At 51.9% G+C, this 17,009-nt stretch carries 15 protein-coding genes and 1 pseudogene; 8 read left to right on the top strand and 8 right to left on the bottom strand.

What is annotated here, in order from left to right; all coding sequences use genetic code 11:
- Nucleotides 1-9: 9 nt before the first annotated feature.
- Together ACN0YN_RS26110 and ACN0YN_RS26115 are read right to left on the bottom strand one after the other, a co-directional pair.
- Nucleotides 10-2,958, bottom strand: a complete 2,949-nt coding sequence (locus ACN0YN_RS26110; RefSeq protein WP_417387969.1) for a serine/threonine-protein kinase — start codon at nt 2,956-2,958, stop codon at nt 10-12.
- A 522-nt stretch (nt 2,959-3,480) separates the two neighbouring features.
- Nucleotides 3,481-4,374, bottom strand: a complete 894-nt coding sequence (locus ACN0YN_RS26115) for a FliM/FliN family flagellar motor switch protein (RefSeq protein ID WP_417387970.1) — start codon at nt 4,372-4,374, stop codon at nt 3,481-3,483.
- A gap of 362 nt (nt 4,375-4,736) precedes the next feature.
- Between ACN0YN_RS26115 and ACN0YN_RS26120 the strand changes: the two genes are divergently transcribed.
- The 3 genes from ACN0YN_RS26120 (at nt 4,737) to ACN0YN_RS26130 (ending at nt 7,285) form a co-directional block, all read left to right on the top strand.
- Entirely contained in the window at nt 4,737-5,525 is a 789-nt protein-coding gene (locus ACN0YN_RS26120) for a TIGR00266 family protein (RefSeq protein WP_417387971.1), read from the top strand.
- A gap of 57 nt (nt 5,526-5,582) precedes the next feature.
- Nucleotides 5,583-6,140, top strand: coding sequence for a DUF3592 domain-containing protein (locus ACN0YN_RS26125; protein ID WP_417387972.1), 558 nt, complete (start codon nt 5,583-5,585; stop codon nt 6,138-6,140).
- A gap of 104 nt (nt 6,141-6,244) precedes the next feature.
- Nucleotides 6,245-7,285, top strand: coding sequence for a hypothetical protein (locus ACN0YN_RS26130; protein ID WP_417387973.1), 1,041 nt, complete (start codon nt 6,245-6,247; stop codon nt 7,283-7,285).
- 7 nt (nt 7,286-7,292) lie between these two features.
- Here the strand turns inward: ACN0YN_RS26130 and ACN0YN_RS26135 are convergent, their stop codons facing one another.
- Nucleotides 7,293-7,766, bottom strand: a complete 474-nt coding sequence (locus ACN0YN_RS26135; protein ID WP_417387974.1) for an RrF2 family transcriptional regulator — start codon at nt 7,764-7,766, stop codon at nt 7,293-7,295.
- A 109-nt stretch (nt 7,767-7,875) separates the two neighbouring features.
- Here ACN0YN_RS26135 and ACN0YN_RS26140 point away from each other — a divergent pair.
- Nucleotides 7,876-8,348 (top strand): annotated as a pseudogene (locus tag ACN0YN_RS26140) (protoglobin family protein).
- Here the strand turns inward: ACN0YN_RS26140 and ACN0YN_RS26145 are convergent.
- Both ACN0YN_RS26145 and aspS read right to left on the bottom strand, forming a co-directional pair.
- Nucleotides 8,342-9,682: a PQQ-binding-like beta-propeller repeat protein gene (locus ACN0YN_RS26145; RefSeq protein ID WP_417387975.1), complete on the bottom strand. Its 1,341-nt coding sequence runs from the start codon at nt 9,680-9,682 to the stop codon at nt 8,342-8,344. The pseudogene ACN0YN_RS26140 and the gene ACN0YN_RS26145 overlap by 7 nt on opposite strands.
- A 45-nt stretch (nt 9,683-9,727) precedes the next feature.
- Nucleotides 9,728-11,491 carry an aspartate--tRNA ligase gene (aspS, locus tag ACN0YN_RS26150; protein ID WP_417387976.1) on the bottom strand — a complete coding sequence of 588 codons (1,764 nt, stop codon included), beginning with the start codon at nt 11,489-11,491 and terminating at the stop codon, nt 9,728-9,730.
- A gap of 121 nt (nt 11,492-11,612) precedes the next feature.
- Between aspS and ACN0YN_RS26155 the strand changes: the two genes are divergently transcribed.
- Nucleotides 11,613-11,744: a hypothetical protein gene (locus ACN0YN_RS26155; protein ID WP_417387977.1), complete on the top strand. Its 132-nt coding sequence runs from the start codon at nt 11,613-11,615 to the stop codon at nt 11,742-11,744.
- Nucleotides 11,745-11,846: 102 nt separating this feature from the next.
- Here the strand turns inward: ACN0YN_RS26155 and ACN0YN_RS26160 are convergent, their stop codons facing one another.
- Nucleotides 11,847-12,989, bottom strand: coding sequence for a PmoA family protein (locus ACN0YN_RS26160; RefSeq protein WP_417387978.1), 1,143 nt, complete (start codon nt 12,987-12,989; stop codon nt 11,847-11,849).
- 226 nt (nt 12,990-13,215) lie between these two features.
- Here ACN0YN_RS26160 and ACN0YN_RS26165 point away from each other — a divergent pair, with 226 nt between their 5' ends.
- Nucleotides 13,216-13,839 carry a ClpP family protease gene (locus tag ACN0YN_RS26165; RefSeq protein WP_417387979.1) on the top strand — a complete coding sequence of 208 codons (624 nt, stop codon included), beginning with the start codon at nt 13,216-13,218 and terminating at the stop codon, nt 13,837-13,839.
- Nucleotides 13,840-13,991: 152 nt separating this feature from the next.
- Complete coding sequence (locus ACN0YN_RS26170) at nt 13,992-14,690, top strand: hypothetical protein (protein WP_417387980.1); 699 nt, start codon at nt 13,992-13,994, stop codon at nt 14,688-14,690.
- Nucleotides 14,691-14,708: 18 nt separating this feature from the next.
- Here the strand turns inward: ACN0YN_RS26170 and ACN0YN_RS26175 are convergent, their stop codons facing one another.
- Nucleotides 14,709-15,542 carry a thiazole synthase gene (locus ACN0YN_RS26175; RefSeq protein ID WP_417387981.1) on the bottom strand — a complete coding sequence of 278 codons (834 nt, stop codon included), beginning with the start codon at nt 15,540-15,542 and terminating at the stop codon, nt 14,709-14,711.
- A gap of 5 nt (nt 15,543-15,547) precedes the next feature.
- Nucleotides 15,548-15,748 (bottom strand): sulfur carrier protein ThiS, encoded by a 201-nt coding sequence (thiS, locus tag ACN0YN_RS26180; RefSeq protein ID WP_145223693.1) that lies wholly within the window; start codon nt 15,746-15,748, stop codon nt 15,548-15,550.
- Nucleotides 15,749-16,149: 401 nt separating this feature from the next.
- Between thiS and ACN0YN_RS26185 the strand changes: the two genes are divergently transcribed.
- Nucleotides 16,150-16,926: a glycerophosphodiester phosphodiesterase gene (locus ACN0YN_RS26185; protein WP_417387982.1), complete on the top strand. Its 777-nt coding sequence runs from the start codon at nt 16,150-16,152 to the stop codon at nt 16,924-16,926.
- Nucleotides 16,927-17,009 lie beyond the last annotated feature (83 nt).

Consider the following 17,009-nt stretch of genomic DNA (forward strand, 5'->3'; position numbering starts at 1 on the left):
AAGCGGCAATTATTCCGTTCTTGGTGCTTTGATCACCCGAGGCAATTCGGGCAGCGTCACCAGATCGGCGCCGGCGTTCGTACGATCGATGGCAGTGATGGTCGGGCTGCCATCGGTGGGCTGGGTGAACTGCAACTGTGCCGGCTGCAGTTCCGAGCACAACGCGTTGATCAGCTTCTGGCGGTCGACCACCCAGGGGATTTCCATCTGGTAGCTGTTGACGTCGGCAGACAGTCCCCAGGTATCTTTCCAGTCGAGGGCATCCATGGAGAGGGCTCCCGTGGTTCCCTGCTGAGACTGAATCGTCCAGAAGGTGCTGAAACGGTCAAAATAATTGTTGGATCCGCGCCAGGTCAGCATTTTCTGGCGGAAGTCGTTCTCGTTGGTGTTCCCCTTCATCATCACAAACGGGGCATTCGTCCGTGAGAAGAAGACATTATTGCGTGCAGAGACATGGAGTGGAATCAGTTCACGCGGAATCGCGCCACTGTCCATTACCGACAGACCCTTACCCAGTACGAACGTCGAATGATTCAATACCAGTTCCAGGTGATCGCCTTCCATGGGTTTGTTATTGCAGCCCACGAGTTCAATCAGGGACTGGGCAATCATCAAAGCAGAGTTGGTAATTTCCAGACGTGTGGGAGCAGTTTCCCGAATGGAAAACGCGTGGCCGTCACACCGTAGTACGGAGTTGACGATTTCCACAAACGTTGATTCTTTCACCTGACGTTTACCCATCATCGAGTCATCATTGAGACCCTGGTTGATGGGTTCGTTCATCTCGAAGATGGAAACCTGCTGGCTGGTGGTATTCGCGCAGGTGACGGTTACCTGATGCAGGCGAATGTCATGAGCATTTTTCAATGAGAAGATTGCCCAGGAATCGGTATTGAGATCTTTAACGTCCACCATGATTCCCAGCTCAAACAGTTCCAGAGAGCCATTGGCAATCTGAATCATGTGAGTCTGGAATCCTTCGGCTGGTTCTTCGACGGACTCAAAGAGCAGGATCGGCTTGCGATCTTTGGCGGCACGAATCCGCACGCGTTTGTTATTGATGTGGATGGGAGCTTCTTTACGAATGCCGGTGAAACCGAGCTCGATAATACTGCCATCATCGGCGGCAGCACAGGCGGCATCCAGCGTTTTGAAGTCCTGGCCGGCGGTGCCATCAGGATTTATAATGGTGATGGCGGGTATTTCGATCTTGCGAAACTCGTTGTCGTTTTTCTTCGGGAACGGATCGGGTTCTGTTTCTGTTGGACCTTCGCTGGCAGGAGCCAGTGGAACCATGGTTTTGTTCTGGCTGTTATCGGACATGGCCAGTGTCGTGTCGGGTTTGTCATCCCGCAATACTTTATTGCCTGTCGTAGAACCAGTCTCGGGGAACTTTCCGGCATCCAGGATTTCGCTGATGGTTCTTTTGGTTGACAGGAGAGGCACGTCGTCAAAGATTTCGCTGAGAGGTTTGTTATCCTCTTCCAGATTCATTTTTGCTAATCGGTTATCCTCAACGCTTTCACTGGCAGTTGTTTTCTCAGGCGTTGCAGCCTTCGTGTCCGTTTTACTACTGTTTGTTTCAGACGAAGAGAGAGAACCGACGATTTCTTTACTCGCGATGGTCGGAGAAATGGGAGTATCCGCTTTCGCGATGACGGGATCTGCGCCTGGGGTCTGCTGTTCGGTCTTTTCCGATGTCGATTTGACAGAACCGTCATTCTTCTGACTGTTGTCTTGAGCCACATTCACTACGGCCGGGTTGAATGCAGGGTAACGGTCCAGCAGAACAACAATGATGAGCAGGACAGCTGCAGTAGCAATCCAGCCGATATGTTTTTCCAGAAATCCGAGACGGGAATTTGTAGGGGAGGTCCAGACGAGACCTTCGGGATTGACGCCGCGCAGATCCAGTTGTCCGGCGACCTGCATTAACTGATACATCAGCTCTTCGGGAGTCTGATAGCGGTCTTCCGGATCACTGGCCATCATTTTCTGCACGATCAACGAAAGTTCGCGTGGCAGTTGTTTATTGATGGCTGCCGGATCGGGAACATTTTTCCCAGAGTGATCCAGCAGTTTCTGCAGCACGGTCCCTTCACCGTAGGGAGGCTCTCCCGTCAACATATGATACAGGGTACATCCCAGCGAATAGATATCACTGCGGACATCGACATTCCGCGGATCTTTCGCCTGCTCGGGTGAGATATAATCGAACGTACCCAGCGTGGTGCCGGCTGTGGTCAGGTCGGCGGAAGCGTTATCGCTTTCTTTGCGTGCCAGACCCAGATCGACCAGCTTGGCGCGACCGCCTGGAGTGATAATGATATTAGATGGTTTGATATCACGGTGTACCACGCCCGCTTTGTTGATGTGCTTCAGAGCCGAGGCAATCTGCAAGGCATAGTTGACGGCTTCGGCCGACGGCAGGATACCGCGCGACTGAATGATCTCGCGAACGTTGGTTCCTTTGACATATTCAAAGGCGATGAAGTTCAGCCCCTGATCTTCGCCGATGTAAAACACGCGTGAGATATTTTCATGGTCGAGTCGCGCTGCCGACTTGGCTTCGTTCTGGAATCGTTTGACGGAACCTGGATCACGCGACTGACCGGGGCTTAGTACTTTGAGTGCCACCACACGATCCAGTCGGGTATCGATGGCACGGAAGACGGCACCCATGCCTCCCCGTCCAATGCGTTCCCGAATGATAAAGTGTTCGAGCTGCATGCCGGAAGGACTGACTGCTTCTTCTGGTGCATCCGGATCGTCCGACGTTGTCGGAGGAAACAATCGATTCCAGATAGAGGAGCGGGCAAAATTCGCCTGGCCGCTCCCTTTGTCGCGGTTCGAGTCTGGTGCGGGGATGGGCTCCAGCGGACTGATGATCGTTTCCGGACCTTCCGCGTCAGGAACCGGCCGCGCAAAAAAATCGGGCAGAGATTCCTGTTCCGTCATAGATCGTTCAGATTTTGACTCGGAGCCCATGATCTAAGGTTCACTTAAAAGTAGCGATGATTCAATGTGTGAAATGATATCGAACGTTTTATCGGGCAGGCAACAGCGCAATTCAAATTCACCTCGATTGGTGTAAAGTAATGCCGGATCATTGCGTGTCGTAGGCCCTGTGCAAGATTCGCTTGAGCACTGTTTCATGATTTATCGTCCTAAACCTTTTTGAAATGACTGTTTAGGAGCTTCTTGTTGCCTTGGAATTCAAGCAGGCTGAATCAGGTTGAAGATGTGATAAAAGATCTCAGACTGGAATTCGTTACTAAAAATAAGGAACTACTATATCATACGTGCTTCGGTCGTAATTCGTTCTGAGAAAATTTCAATTTCCGTGATTTTTCATCCAATTAATCCTGTACCTGAACTGCTGATTTCACATTGTTTCTACATGGGGTGCCTGAGAGTTCGAAAGATTCGCTATTCGAAGATTACCGAATCAGTAGATCACAGAAGTTATTTCGTTCGAGTTTAAAACTCGATGATCTTGGATTCGTATTCTTTCTTGAAGCCGACGCGATCGATTTTCAAACCAAAGTTTTCACCAATCTTGACCGCTTCTCCCAGGCAGAAAACCTGATTGTTAATATACAACTCCAGGGGGTCTTCACAGGGCTTGTCGAAAGTGATCAGTGAACCGGGGCAGATGGAGAGTAACTGGTTCATTTCAATTTTTTTGGATGCCAGTTTCACAATTGCCTGTACCGGCAGTTTATTGAGCCGGTTGAGGGGATTCTGGTTCGGTCTGGCAGAAGTTGCCTGTGCCATCTGTGGCGTCGCTTGAGAAGTAGAGGAAGATGAAGAGGACGGCTGCGGTGCTGGATCGGCTTCCGGTTCAGCGGATTCTGTAACAGGCGGTTTCGTCAGTGGCCAAATTACAGGGATCACAGCACTCGGGCTCTGGCCGTCTCTCTCTTCTTCTGAGGGAAATAAATGGATACGCAGGAGTGCCGCCCATTCACTGGGAACACATGCGGTGACTTCACTTAGTAAATTGTCTACGTAGTACGTTTTAAATTCGTCAACATCACCCAGATCCATCGGGATCAGGTTCATTGACCATTCCAATGCCAGCGTCTGCAGACGTGAACTCTGCGAGTCACCAGGTTCCGAATACCAGTCGGGTAAAGGCAGATTCGCGGGAAACAGCCCGGCCATCGCCTCGCCACCAATTCGAAACAGAGCAACCAGACCAGGGCCCTGAAATGCATCATCCAGTTCTTCAGGCGACCAGACACCAGACTCCCCCATTTCCAGGCGATATTGAAAATCGAAACACTGGTTGAAAGAGTCAGCAAGTGCAGACAGACTCTCACCCGACTGGGCGAAAATCGTCTCTACATTTTCCTGGCTGAAGCCCGACATTTCTTGTGATTTAGATCCTTAAAATGATGTTTTGTTCATCATTTCAGTGACCGTACTTGTGGTCTGAAATGAAGAATCCTTAACTCATACAATCGACCAGTTGAAATTTAGTTCTTCACTCAAAATCGGCAATCTTCATTTATTCGGAAAAGATTGACATTATTTGAGGGGTCTGCCTGCTTTATTTTAAGCCTTGCTGCCTGTTTGTTCGTTGTGTTACACAGACGGGCACTTAAGCTGGTTTAAGTCCTGTTTACTGAAGTGTCGCCAGAAGCATCGGGAATGAGAATCCTGGTTTCCGGAGCCGCTCTATTACAATTCGACGCGTTATCGCCGAGCAACTGAAGGAAGAGGAAAATCCTATGCGTTGTCATGAAGTGGACTACGAAATATTTGGTTCAGATCTGCAGATCGTGGAGATCATTCTGGACCCGGGTGAATCGGTGGTTGCCGAAGCCGGCTCGATGAATTACATGGAAGAGGGAATCCGCTTTGAAGCACGGATGGGCGATGGTTCGCAACCCAATGACGGCTTCTTTGGCAAACTATTTAAAGCGGGAAAACGCATGCTGTCGGGTGAGTCACTGTTCATGACCCACTTTACGAACGAGGGGGCGCGTCAGCAGCGTGTGGCATTTGCTGCCCCGTATCCGGGAAAAATCATCGCCATTGATATGGATCAGGTAGGGGGCGCGATTACCTGCCAGAAAGATTCTTTTCTCTGTGCCGCTTTAGGTACGGAAGTGACGATGGCATTCAATAAACGACTGGGCTCCGGTTTCTTTGGTGGAGAAGGTTTTATCCTGCAGGAACTGCGGGGGGACGGGATGGCGTTTGTGCATGCGGGGGGAACCGTCATCAAGAAGAAACTCAACGGTGAAACGCTCCGCGTGGATACAGGCTGTATTGTCGCGTTTACCGGCGACATCGACTACAGCATTGAAAAAGCCGGCAATTTAAAGTCGATGGTTCTGGGGGGAGAAGGTCTGTTTCTGGCAACCCTGCGCGGGCATGGGACCGTACTGCTGCAGAGTCTGCCTTTTTCCCGACTGGCGGATCGCGTACTGGCACACGCCCCGGCTGCCGGCGGATCTTCGGTAGGGGAAGGCTCTGTACTGGGGGGCCTCAGTGATATGTTTGGCGACCGTTGAACTTCGATTTAACCGGTAGGAAACTCAGATACGAACGGTAAAAAGAGGAGTCTGGAAATGAATATCAAACGGGACCGCATGCAAAAAGTCGGACGCAGGTTGATCATCTTTCTGGGGTTTATATTTCTGTTTGTCGGCTATCTGATGGCTTATCAGAAAGGGCTCCCCCTGCTCGAACAGGCCCGCGCCAGTACCAGCTGGCCTGTAACGACGGGCACGGTCCTCGAATCGGACGTGAAAGCGCATCGCAGCAATAATTCGAATTCCTCCACTTACTCTGCGCATGTTGTCTATCGCTATCAGGTCGAGGGTAAAGACTATCAGGCAGAAACGGTCTGGTTTGGCAGTGATATTTCCACATCTGATCGATCACTGGCTCAGAATACCGTTAAAAAATATCCGGTCAAACAGAGCGTAACCGTGCATTACGATCCCCAGGTTCCGGCAGCAGCGGTGCTGGAGCCGGGCGTCTTTAAGACCACGTGGTTTTATTACCTGTTTGGCTGGGTCTTCCTCGGGGTGGGGATCCTGATGGCGGGAATTCCGCTGTTCAGCTCGTTTTTTCGCCTGTTTATGAAAAATGGCCCGATCGAAACGGCAGACTTTGCCGAATAAATGCCGGAAATCGTGCGATTCAGAAAACGGGGTTGCTTCAAACGGAGACCTCTGATACAGAACTCCTCCCTCTCTCACCAATTCCCTTTCCGGGCTGAGTTCTCATGTCTTTTTTACAGCGATTTTGTGCGCGAAAAACCATTTTACCGATGCTGGTCGTCTGCCTGATCTGCTCCTCGATGTCAGGCTGCGCTACCACTCCTTATGTCTACCAGCCTGCGTTGATCCAGTCCCCCGAGCCTTTACTCACAGAAGGCGAGTCTCAAATTGCGAGAGGCAAACGCAGACCCGTCATTGATGGCATCGGCTGGGTCGTCGGGATTCCCGGTAAAGTTCTGCTCTGGGACCGTCGCATTGACAACCATCACGTTTCTCCGGAGACCGAAGCAGCGATCGCTGCCTACCTGGAAAAGAACGGACTGGATCAGGTGAAGGTGCGCATCAATGAATACGATCCGGTGGGAGAATGGAAGCGACTGCGCAGAAATAAAGCCGTTGGCTGGGGCTGGCGCTATACCGCGGGCACATTGACGGCTCTGTCCTATACGCTGCTGCCCGGTCGGATTATTGGAGGCGACAACTACAATCCGTTTACCAATACGATCAGCCTGTATTCCGATCATCCTGCTGTCGCTCTGCATGAAGGGGGGCACGCGAAAGATTTTGGCACCCGGAAATATAAAGGCACCTATGCTGTCGCTGGCGCGCTGCCGATTGTTTCACTCTGGCCGGAAGCAATCGCCACCAACGATGCGTTAGGTTACCTGCGTGCGGAAGAAAATTATGAGCTGGAAGAAGAAGCGTACGAAGTGCTCTACCCTGCCTACGCAACATATATCGCAGGGGCGGCAACGCCCTTCCTGCCTTTTGGTGATCTCACAGTGAAAGCGGGAGCTGTGATTCCCGGTCATCTGGCAGGACGCTGGAAAGCACGCGAAGTCAAACAGGAACAGCTCGCACGTCATGCCAGATCAGAACTGCAGCAGGTCTCGGCGACTCAAACGGAGCCGGCTTCGGACCAGACGGATGAGAATCCACAGCAGATTCAACATGCACACTTTGAACAGATGGCCCGGCCTGACGAACAGGAAATGCAGACAGACCAAAGTGTAAAGCGTCTGAACTTCAATCAGGCTGGTGAGTAATTCCGGATCAGTTTGAAGGAGAGATCGTAGTGCCGCCCAGTTGGGTCAGCCGCTCGTGGGGTTCATTGCACAGCGGGTAGCTGCTGGTAGATGACAGGAGGATCTGTGCCAGCGTGGTTTCGGCAAAGGCGGTTTCCGTTTCACGCATGGCATCGTCCAGCTTGCGGTGCAGTGGACATAAATTGGCACCATGTCCTTTCAAACCCAGCGGACAGGTATGGATGCGGCAGATAGGATCGACGGCATTGACTACTTCCAGCAGACTCAGTTCTTCAGGTGTCTTCACCAGAGAGATACCACCGCCGATTCCCCGCTGTGAATGTACGACGCTTGACTGCCGCAAACTTTGAAGTACTTTCGAAAGATAGGCCTGGGGGACCTTGGTGGCTTTCGCGATTTGTTCAGTAGTACAGGGATTAGGAGCCTGATCCGCGAGATGGACAATTGCTCGAAGTGCGTATTCAACAGTCTGCGAAAACATATGCGAGTCCTTAAAACGATAAATGGACATTGATGTCTATTATGGCGTTTGTTATTTTTAGATTCAATCTCAAATCATTATAGTCGCTCCACTCTGGGAGAAATCAAAAATGAAGCAGATTGATGAAGAAAAACTGGAATCGGATTTAGCCTGTCGATTTCAGTATCTGGCGGAATTTATTGGAATTACGGAAAGCGACCTGCAGGCGATTCACGGAGCCGCAGGTGCGCTTGCCCCGCTGGTCCCCTCATTGGTGGATGGTGTATATGTCAATTGTTCCGGTATGATTGCACGAAACGCCATTTTGTCCCGCGCCAATCTGGTTATGAAGGCCAGATTCCTGAAAGCCTTGAGACCCTGACTCTGGATCATGAAATGATTCAGTTTCGCAAACAGCATCTGGCTCGTTATCTGGAAGCCCTGGTCACCCGGCCGTATGACGAAAAAATGGTGCAGTATCTGGATCTTGTGGGAAAAATTCACACGCCGAAGGCAGGTAGTCCCGCTTTGAACGTACCTCTCGTGCAGATGAATGCGTTGATGGGATTTGTCTCAACCGCCATTATCAGGCCTGATTATTGATCCGGTGTCGGCTGGCGAACGTCCACACAGGCGATATTCCCAGACGAGTCGCGGCAGTAGATGCGCCCGCCACAGAGCAGGGGAACCGTCCAGCATTGATGATCGAGGACCTTGAAACGGGAAATTTCCTGATAGGCTTCAGGAGAGGCTTTCGCAGTGACGAGAGTTCCTTCGTCAGAGAGGATGATCAGCTTCCCATCTGAAATCAGAACTGAACCGCAGCCAAAACCTGCTTCGCGCCATTTTACTTTGCCTGTCTGCTGATCGAGGCAGTTCAGACGCACGACACGACCCAGATTGGAATTCCCATCCATACCATAATAGTGCTTCTGAAACAGCACACTGTTGTTGAAGTGATTCTTCATGTCTTTATTGGTGTAGCGGGCAGTGAGTTTCTCGTTTTCAAATTCGAGCAGTGCACAACCCTTATGGTAGCCCGATGAGATAAAAATCGTTTTGCCGTCGATGATGGGCGTGGTGGAATTCGTATCGAAGGGGGAAGGCCAGTTGAATGTTGTGACTTCAACGCCATCACTGGCGCGGGCGATGGTCAGGCAGTCATTGTTGAGCAGTGCCAGATACTGTGTCCCCTCCAGTTCAAAGGGGGCCGGCGTTCCATAACCCGGCATGTGAGGCGTCGATTTCCAGAGCTCTTTCCCCGTGCGTTTATCCAGTGCGACCAGTCGTCCCGCTTCGATAAACAGTTTGTCCCCCTGGATCAGCGGCGAACAGGTAAAGCCCCACTCGGGGACTTCCATATCATAGGCTTCCGTTAATTTCTTCTCCCAGACAATCTTACCCGTTTTGATTTCAAAACAGATCAGTCTGCCGTCACGGCTGTTGGTGAAAAGAAAATTACCATCAATGGTCGGCGTCGCTCCGGGGCCACCGGCATTCAGATGATTGACCAGTTCCGCCGGGTAACTCTGCTCCCAGATCACGTCTCCGGTATTCGCATCCAGGCAGAACACACTTTCGTTGCCTTCTTTGTGGCCCATCGTATACAGGCGACCGTCGGCAGCAGAGATCGAACTGTAACCGGTTCCTACATTTCTGCGCCAGCTTACCTTCGGTGGTTTGTCGGACCAGTCGGCCCGCCACGCAGTTTCGCTTGAAATACCATCAAAGTTCGGGCCCAGCCAGTGTGGCCAGAACCCGGACTGCGGAACCGGTTTCGTGCGGGCTTCTTTGAACGATACTTCTGCGATGACGGGTGGCAGCGACTCCGCGGGCTCATGCGGTTCACTGGCTTCAACGGTTTCCGGTGCTGCTTCACTGCAGGCGAACAGGAAAAGGCAGGCCAGCGAACACAGAAACGGGGTGACAAATTTCATTCCGTTCTCCTTAAGGGATGTCACCCTATTATGCCCGCAGATCCCTTACTTGGGAATGTCAACTTTGATCCGGAGATCGCGGAGCTGATGTGGATCGACTTCTGAGGGAGCACCACTCAGCAGGTCGGCTGCTTTCTGAGTTTTGGGGAACGCGATGACGTCACGGATATTATCATTACCGCAGAGCAGCATCACCAGACGGTCCAGGCCCAGAGCAGCGCCGGCGTGAGGTGGTGCGCCATATCGCAGTGCCTGCAGCAGGAAGCCGAACCGTTCTTCCGCTTCGTCTGCCGAGATCCCCAGCAGGTCAAAGATGGTCTGCTGGACTTTCTGATCGTGCACACGGACACTGCCACTGGCTAATTCATAACCATTCATCACCAGGTCGTACGATTGTGCCCGCACCTTGGCCGGATCACTTTCGAAGTACTGCACGTCTTCATCGACGGGCTGACAGAAGGGATGATGTTCGGCGTCCCAGCGTTTTTCATCTTCGTTGTAGGAAAGCAGCGGGAAGTTAACGACCCAGCAGCACTTGAACTCATCTGCAGAGTACAGTTCCAGTTCTTTACCCAGCCGGTTTCGCAGTGCTGCCAACGCAGCTGAAGTCACTTCGCACTGATCGGCAACGAAGAACAGCAGGTCGCCGACTTCTGCATTCATGGCTTCCATGATCTTCTGCTTGTCTTCATCGGAGAAGAACTTGGCAATCGGGGAATGCAGTCCTTCGTCGGTGACTTTGAAGAAGGCCAGCCCTTTGGCACCATACTCACCCACGAATTCGGTCAGGCCGTCAATGTCTTTGCGGCTGTAGCGGTCGGCGGCACCTTTCGCGTTTAAACCTCTGACGCGGCCACCGGTCTCCATGGTTTTCTTGAAGACAGCAAAGTCGCAACTGGCGGCGATCTCACCGATGTCAACCAGCTCCAGACCGAATCGCAGGTCCGGCTTATCGGAACCATATTTTTCCATCACGTCATGATAGTCATAACGGGGAAGGGGCTCAGTGATTTCGATGTTTCGCAGCTCTTTCAGAATGCGGGCGATCAGACCGTCGATCAGAGTCAGAATGTCTTCCTGTTCGACGAATGCCATCTCGAGGTCGATCTGTGTGAATTCCGGCTGACGGTCGGCACGCAGGTCTTCGTCACGGAAACAGCGGGCAATCTGCATGTAGCGATCATAGCCGCCGATCATCAGGATCTGTTTATAAATCTGCGGTGACTGAGGCAACGCATAAAAGCTGCCTTCATGGACGCGGCTGGGAACCAGGTAATCGCGGGCCCCTTCCGGTGTACTGCGTCCCAGAATCGGTGTTTCGATTTCCAGGAACTGATGTTCGTCGAAATAGTCGCGCGTCAGTTTGGTCAGACGATGCCGGATCTTGAGTGCTTCCTGCAGGCGTTCACTGCGCAGATCGATGAAGCGATAGGTCAATCGCAGTTCTTCATTAGGCAGTTCGCTCGTACCCGGTTCGAAGGGGGGCGTCTTGCTTTTGTTGAGCACTTTCAACTCATGAGCGCGGATTTCAATTTTGCCGGTCGCCAGTTTTTCGTTTTCCCGGTCATCCCGCAGCACGACTTCGCCGGAGACCTGTATGACGTCTTCCGCACGCAGGGAGCGGGCCAGCTCATGCATGGCGGCGTCGCGGTCCGGATTGAACACAATCTGGGTCACTCCGTAGCGATCGCGCAGGTCGATAAAAGCCAGGCCGCCATGGTCGCGACCGCGGATCACCCAGCCCGCCAGTGTGACTGTCTGCCCGACATGATCTGTTCTCAATTCGCCACAGGTATGTGTTCGTAACACCTTAGTAAGTCCTTGGTAAGAAATCTGCAGTACCGAAATAACGTTTGTGTGGATCCCGCGCGGTCAGGAGTAGATCCAGTCCATTCGCGTCAAACGCAACCGACTGGACCGAGAGCCACTGATGGCTCATCAATCCCGACCTGTCCTGCGGGTTATGATCCGCTTTAAGGAGCCGGGGTTCGCCTGGATGCTCCTTAAGGCAAAAACAATGAAGCTGATCTTATTCAAGCAGGCTACTGCCCGCAATGAATAGCACGCGCATAGCCAGACACAGACTGTGATCTTTTAACGGAATCTCCGATTATTCAGACCGAAGCTGGATCTGGCTGGCTATGAGGTGGACTTGTGTGCGCTGTTAGCGATTGCGACGCAGTCGAAACAGCCCACGACGTCGCTGCACGGGAGCCGGGCAGCAGTTGCAGTCCGGATTGGAAACCGCTTCGGTAGCAGGAATCGGTTCTACCGGAGCAGTCTTTTCTTTTTGTGGAGCTGCAGCGACTTTCTTTGCAGGAGCCGCTGGTTTTTTGGGAGCCGCCGAGACCTTTTTCGCTTTGGTCTGTGGTTTGGCAGTCTGCTTTTTGTCTGCTGACTTGGGACCAGTCACTTTCAGGAACTGCTGATAGGCCTGAGCGACTTTTCCCTGTGCTGTATCGCCTTCATGTATATACAGACCGTACTTCAGGTTGAACGTTTCCCCTGCTTTGAGGTGCTTGGGATCGTTTGGCGATTTCTTGTTTGTGTAAGAGTGATCGCCGAAGGGGCTGATGGTAAACAGGCCGTAGTTACGGACGTGGTAGCGTGACTTTTTGTAGTTCTGGGGAGAGTCCATCAACGCCACGCCATACAGTTTGCCGTGGAGAGGACCGTAGTAGTCGATCCATTCAGTAGGTTTGCCCCAGTTGTCTTTGGTGCCTTTAATTCCGGTGTTATTCTCGACACTGCCTTCTTCTTTTTCCCGCATGCCGTTGGGCAGACGAATTCCAAACAGACCTTCTTTCGTGTCTTCGAAGACGACCGGTTTGTCACCTGCTTTGAAGGTGATGTCGTATGTCAGGAGCCGGTTAGCGTAAATTGAAATCACGGTAGTTTCGGTGACGATTGGCTTTCCGTCTGCGCCGAGCCACTGATTGGTGACCTGCATCACACCGGGATTACCGTCTGCTTTGATGATTTTCACTTCGCTGTTTTTGATCTTGCCTTTTTCTGCCCAGAAGTCGACTTCGTTGACTTCATCGACGGCCACCCAGATCCCTTTGTGGTGCGGGTGATCTTCAGGGTCGACCAGGGAGCGTGTGATGACGGTGCCATCAGCGGCACGTACAGGGGAGAAAAACGGTTTGGGCAGATCGCCGCCTGTGTTATATGTGGCGAATGGTTTTCCCGCGATGGTCACATTCACTTTCGTACCGGCTTTTGTGATTTGAACGGGGGCATCTTTGGCGCTGGCAACTGAGCTGAAGCCAACAAACAGGCAGAGTATACTTAACACGATTTTCACAGCGAAAATTCCTCAAAAGGCAGTGATTCATAACGGGTTAGTTAATTACTGTCAGTTATTGTGTGCGGAACGGCATTGCTGCGCCAAGTCGCACAGGCAATTTCAATGATTTTTTCTGGAACTGAACCGGAACTCAGTTTGCGAAATGACCTTTTGATCTGTTATCCTAAGTAGCTTGAGGAATATAGAACGCCTGACTCTTATCTGAAGACATCTCTACAAAACAATGAATACGAAACGACGGCAGCGAACTCTGTCCCCCTTGAAGTCCTATCCCGGGAAATCATCTGGTTTGCGAAAATCAGGATCACAGGATCGAGAACCGGCGTGGGAAATCGCCCTGTCCGGGGATCTGGGTGATAAAGAATCTGATCTGGTGTCGCGGATTGTGGAGCTGCCACGCGGCAGCCGCGGTACGATTTTCTTCGATTCACCCGGCGGTTCGGTTTATGCCGGTCTGACGCTTGCGAGTCTGATTCGTCTCCGCAAGTTAAATGTCGCCGGTGTCGCGCTGGGCGAATGCTCGTCTGCTGCGATTCTTCCCTTTGCAGCCTGCCGACATCGCTTTGTGACAACTTATACCACGTTGCTGTTTCACCCGATCCGCTGGCAGAGTGAAGACGATGTCCGCTTTGAAGAAGCAGCCGAATGGGCCCGGCACTTCAAAATAATGGAGTCGGATTTCGACCGGTTGCAGGCACAGCTGTTCGGCTGTGAACAGAGTCTGCTGGATCAATGGACGCGGCCCGGGAAGTTCGTCTCCGGTCAGGAACTGGTTGATGCCGGCCTGGCACAATTAATCGATCCTTTCTCAGCGGAAGATCAGTGGCAGCTGATTGAGGCAAGATAGAGAGCTTATCCGGGGCGTGTCAGAGTACCAATACAGCCAGAGACGATTTTCTGGAACTCCATACGTTTCAATGACGTCCATTCTGAAGTTCAGGCAGCATCTGCTGAAACCTGACTGTTCGATTGTTTGATTTAATTGTCAAAAGGTGTCCTATGAAAGATTTCAAACAGAGCGCCTGCGCTTTACTGATATTGATACTCACAAACTGCTGGCTGAATGCCATCTACGCCTCCGATCCACAGGTGGAACCGGAGACCGTTAAAAAGATAAAAAAAGTAGCAACCCAGGTTCTAACAACGAATCCCCCTCAGTTAGTTGTTGCGGTGAGTGGAGAAGTACCCAGTGGCGGATTTACTGATGTGAAACTGGTACGCGTCAGCTATCGCAATCCGCCGCAGGATGGAATTCAGGATTATTATCTGAAAGCGGTAGCTCCCACGCAGCCTGCGATTGCCGTGATCTCAGAAGTCAAAGCGACCGACACATGGAAAGGCATGCCGTTCTGGGTCAAGGGGATTCGCGTGCATGGCGTGGATGACGGAGTGAAAGAGGTGCTCTTCAATCAGGGAGAGCCGAAAACCCGCCCGCACATGCGACGATTCAAGGGGACATCAAAGCAGGGATCGTACGAGGAGGCACTCAAGCAGGCTTTAGCCCGTTTGAATCAGGCTTTAGGTGAAGATGGCGTGCGCGATGCGACCGCTTCATGGAAAGTCGATTCGGTCCAGGGTGAAGTAGGAGGCATCGCTGGATTGAACGAGCTCAGCGTGGTCATCGTGGCGAAGCGTCAGCCCGCCTGGAAAATCGAGCCCGCTGCTGCTTCGAAGTCAAAGCCGAAGAAGTCTGAATAGTTGTCAGAAAGCGATCGGTTAACCCTTAGGTGCGATCACACCCGTTTCCGGACTGGAAGCGGTCGCATACAGTTTCTTCGCGATGCGGCCGGCCAGATAGGCGTCGCGCCCCGCTTCGATACCATGTTTCATCGCCCTTGCCATCCGCACTGGATCTTGTGCACCGGCGATACCAGTGTTGAGCAGCACGCCATCGCAGCCCAGTTCCATGGCGATGGTCACATCGCTGGCAGTTCCGACGCCTGCATCGACGATCACCGGGTAATCGGGGTCGTCTTCTTTCAGGTATTCCAGGCAGATGCGAATGTTGTTCGGGTTCAGAATTCCCTGGCCACTGCCGATCGGGCTGCCGGCAGGCATTACTGAGGTAGCGCCGGCATCTTTGAGCCGCTTTGCGGTAATCGGATCGTCGGTGGAATAGCAGAGGACGGAAAAGCCTTCGTCGACCAGCTGCTTCGTGGCTTCCAGTGTGGCGACCGGATCGGGGAGCAGCGTTTTCGTATCGCCGAGCACTTCGATCTTAACCCAGTCGGCTCCCGGGTTTTCCAGTCCGCGCAGAATTTCGCGGCCCATGCGTGCCACACGGACGGCATCTTCGGCAGAGAAACAGCCGGCGGTGTTGGGGAGAATGGTGTATTTATCCAGATCGATGAAGTCGAGAATATTACGACCGTCTGAATCAATCAGGCGTTCGCGGCGGACAGCTACGGTAATCACATCGGCACCGCTGACTTCGAGGCTCTCCTGCATCAGTTCATACGTTGAATACTTTCCCGTGCCTACGATCAGGCGGGAATTCAGATGATGCGTTCCCAGAATGAGAGACGATTCTGTGCTGCCGATTGTTGCCATAATGATTACCCACCGCCTACCAGTGTTACAATTTCCAGGCGATCCCCTTCCTGCAGCGCGCAGGCAGCATGTTCTTCGCGTGGAATTAAAATTAAATTTCGTTCTACGGCCAGATATTTTGGCTGCAGTGCCAGTTCCACCAGCAGATCGGCGACTGTGAATTCAGCCGGAACCTCGCGGGTTTCACCGTTCACCTGAATTTTCACCAACCAGGCTCCTTGGAAATGTGCTTTTGCGATCCTGCAAATATCAGTGAATACCGATCAAAGAGCGGTTGCTGTTGCTCAGCAGGTTGCTGCTATTTGCAAAAAGCGAGTTTAGAAGTGATACTGCCAGTCGTCAAGCAATGGCCGGGAAGCGGCCAGACTATTTCCAGTGGAGTTCGCATATGATATTCTGAACAGAAGCTCCTGCGGAGTTCCTGTGACGTGGATTACTGATTTCATCAGTTCTTTACAAGTCTTTAATATGATTCGATATAAATAACGATTTGATTTCCCGTAATCAGTGGTTCGTTATGAAAACCGATAACTTGAAGTGAGGATTGTGTAGAATGTCCGGCAGACGAATTTCGAGGTTTCTTTCTTTTGGTGCAGGTCTTCTGATCATGACAGTCACGTCTTCACTTTCCGCCGTTGAGATCATCGGTCACCGTGGTGCTTCTTATGATGCACCGGAAAATACACTCGCTTCCGTCAATCTGGCCTGGGAACGAAACGCGGATGCCGTCGAGATTGATATCTACCTGTCTAAAGACGGGAAGATCATTGCCTTTCATGATAAAACCACCAAACGCATCGGCGGACGCAATCAGGAAGTCAAAGACCAGACCTTCGACGAGTTGCAGACTCTGGATGTGGGCGCCTGGAAAAATGCAAAATACAAAGCAGAGCGGATTCCCACATTGACCCAGGTTCTGGAAACGATTCCTGCAGAGAAGCGACTGTTTATTGAGATCAAATGTGGACCTGAAGTCCTGCCTCAACTGAAACAGGAACTGGCTGACTCGGGAAAAACAGCTGCTCAGACTGTGATCATTGGCTTTGATTACGACACGATGCAGCAGGCCAAGCAGCTCATGCCGGAGCTGGAAGTCATCTGGGTCTTCAAAGTCAAGCAGAACAAAATTACCCGTAAGTGGGAACACAAGCCGGATTACTATATTCAGAAAGCCAAAGAAGCCAACCTGGATGGTCTGGATCTGGGCTATAATAAATTCGTCAACAAAGCATTTGTCGAACAGGCGAAAGAAGCTGGGCTGCCCGTGTATGTCTGGACGGTCAACGAAGTGGCGGATGCGAAAAAACTGGTGGAAATGGGCGTCACCGGGATTACCACAGATCGGCCCGGGCTGTTGCTTTCTGCTTTAAAACAGGAAAAATAGCGTCCTTTCCCGCGTTCCCTGTGGTGTCTCGTATTGATTTAGACCCGGGTTTGTTCGAAAATAGAACCTTGTCGCTCCGTTTC

Origin of the sequence: Gimesia sp. (assembly GCF_048260065.1) — a bacterium.
Taxonomy (GTDB): domain Bacteria; phylum Planctomycetota; class Planctomycetia; order Planctomycetales; family Planctomycetaceae; genus Gimesia.

Bases quoted from the DNA above. Each gene is read 5' to 3' on its own strand.
- ACN0YN_RS26115 (WP_417387970.1), bottom strand. From the start codon at position 4,374: ATGTCGGGCTTCAGCCAGGAAAATGTAGAGACGATTTTCGCCCAGTCG.
- ACN0YN_RS26125 (WP_417387972.1), top strand. From the start codon at position 5,583: ATGAATATCAAACGGGACCGCATGCAAAAAGTCGGACGCAGGTTGATC.
- ACN0YN_RS26110 (WP_417387969.1), bottom strand. From the start codon at position 2,958: ATGACGGAACAGGAATCTCTGCCCGATTTTTTTGCGCGGCCGGTTCCT.
- ACN0YN_RS26170 (WP_417387980.1), top strand. From the start codon at position 13,992: ATGAAAGATTTCAAACAGAGCGCCTGCGCTTTACTGATATTGATACTC.
- ACN0YN_RS26135 (WP_417387974.1), bottom strand. From the start codon at position 7,766: ATGTTTTCGCAGACTGTTGAATACGCACTTCGAGCAATTGTCCATCTC.
- ACN0YN_RS26120 (WP_417387971.1), top strand. From the start codon at position 4,737: ATGCGTTGTCATGAAGTGGACTACGAAATATTTGGTTCAGATCTGCAG.
- ACN0YN_RS26145 (WP_417387975.1), bottom strand. From the start codon at position 9,682: ATGAAATTTGTCACCCCGTTTCTGTGTTCGCTGGCCTGCCTTTTCCTG.
- ACN0YN_RS26130 (WP_417387973.1), top strand. From the start codon at position 6,245: ATGTCTTTTTTACAGCGATTTTGTGCGCGAAAAACCATTTTACCGATG.
- ACN0YN_RS26155 (WP_417387977.1), top strand. From the start codon at position 11,613: ATGGCTCATCAATCCCGACCTGTCCTGCGGGTTATGATCCGCTTTAAG.
- ACN0YN_RS26165 (WP_417387979.1), top strand. From the start codon at position 13,216: ATGAATACGAAACGACGGCAGCGAACTCTGTCCCCCTTGAAGTCCTAT.
- ACN0YN_RS26175 (WP_417387981.1), bottom strand. From the start codon at position 15,542: ATGGCAACAATCGGCAGCACAGAATCGTCTCTCATTCTGGGAACGCAT.
- ACN0YN_RS26185 (WP_417387982.1), top strand. From the start codon at position 16,150: ATGACAGTCACGTCTTCACTTTCCGCCGTTGAGATCATCGGTCACCGT.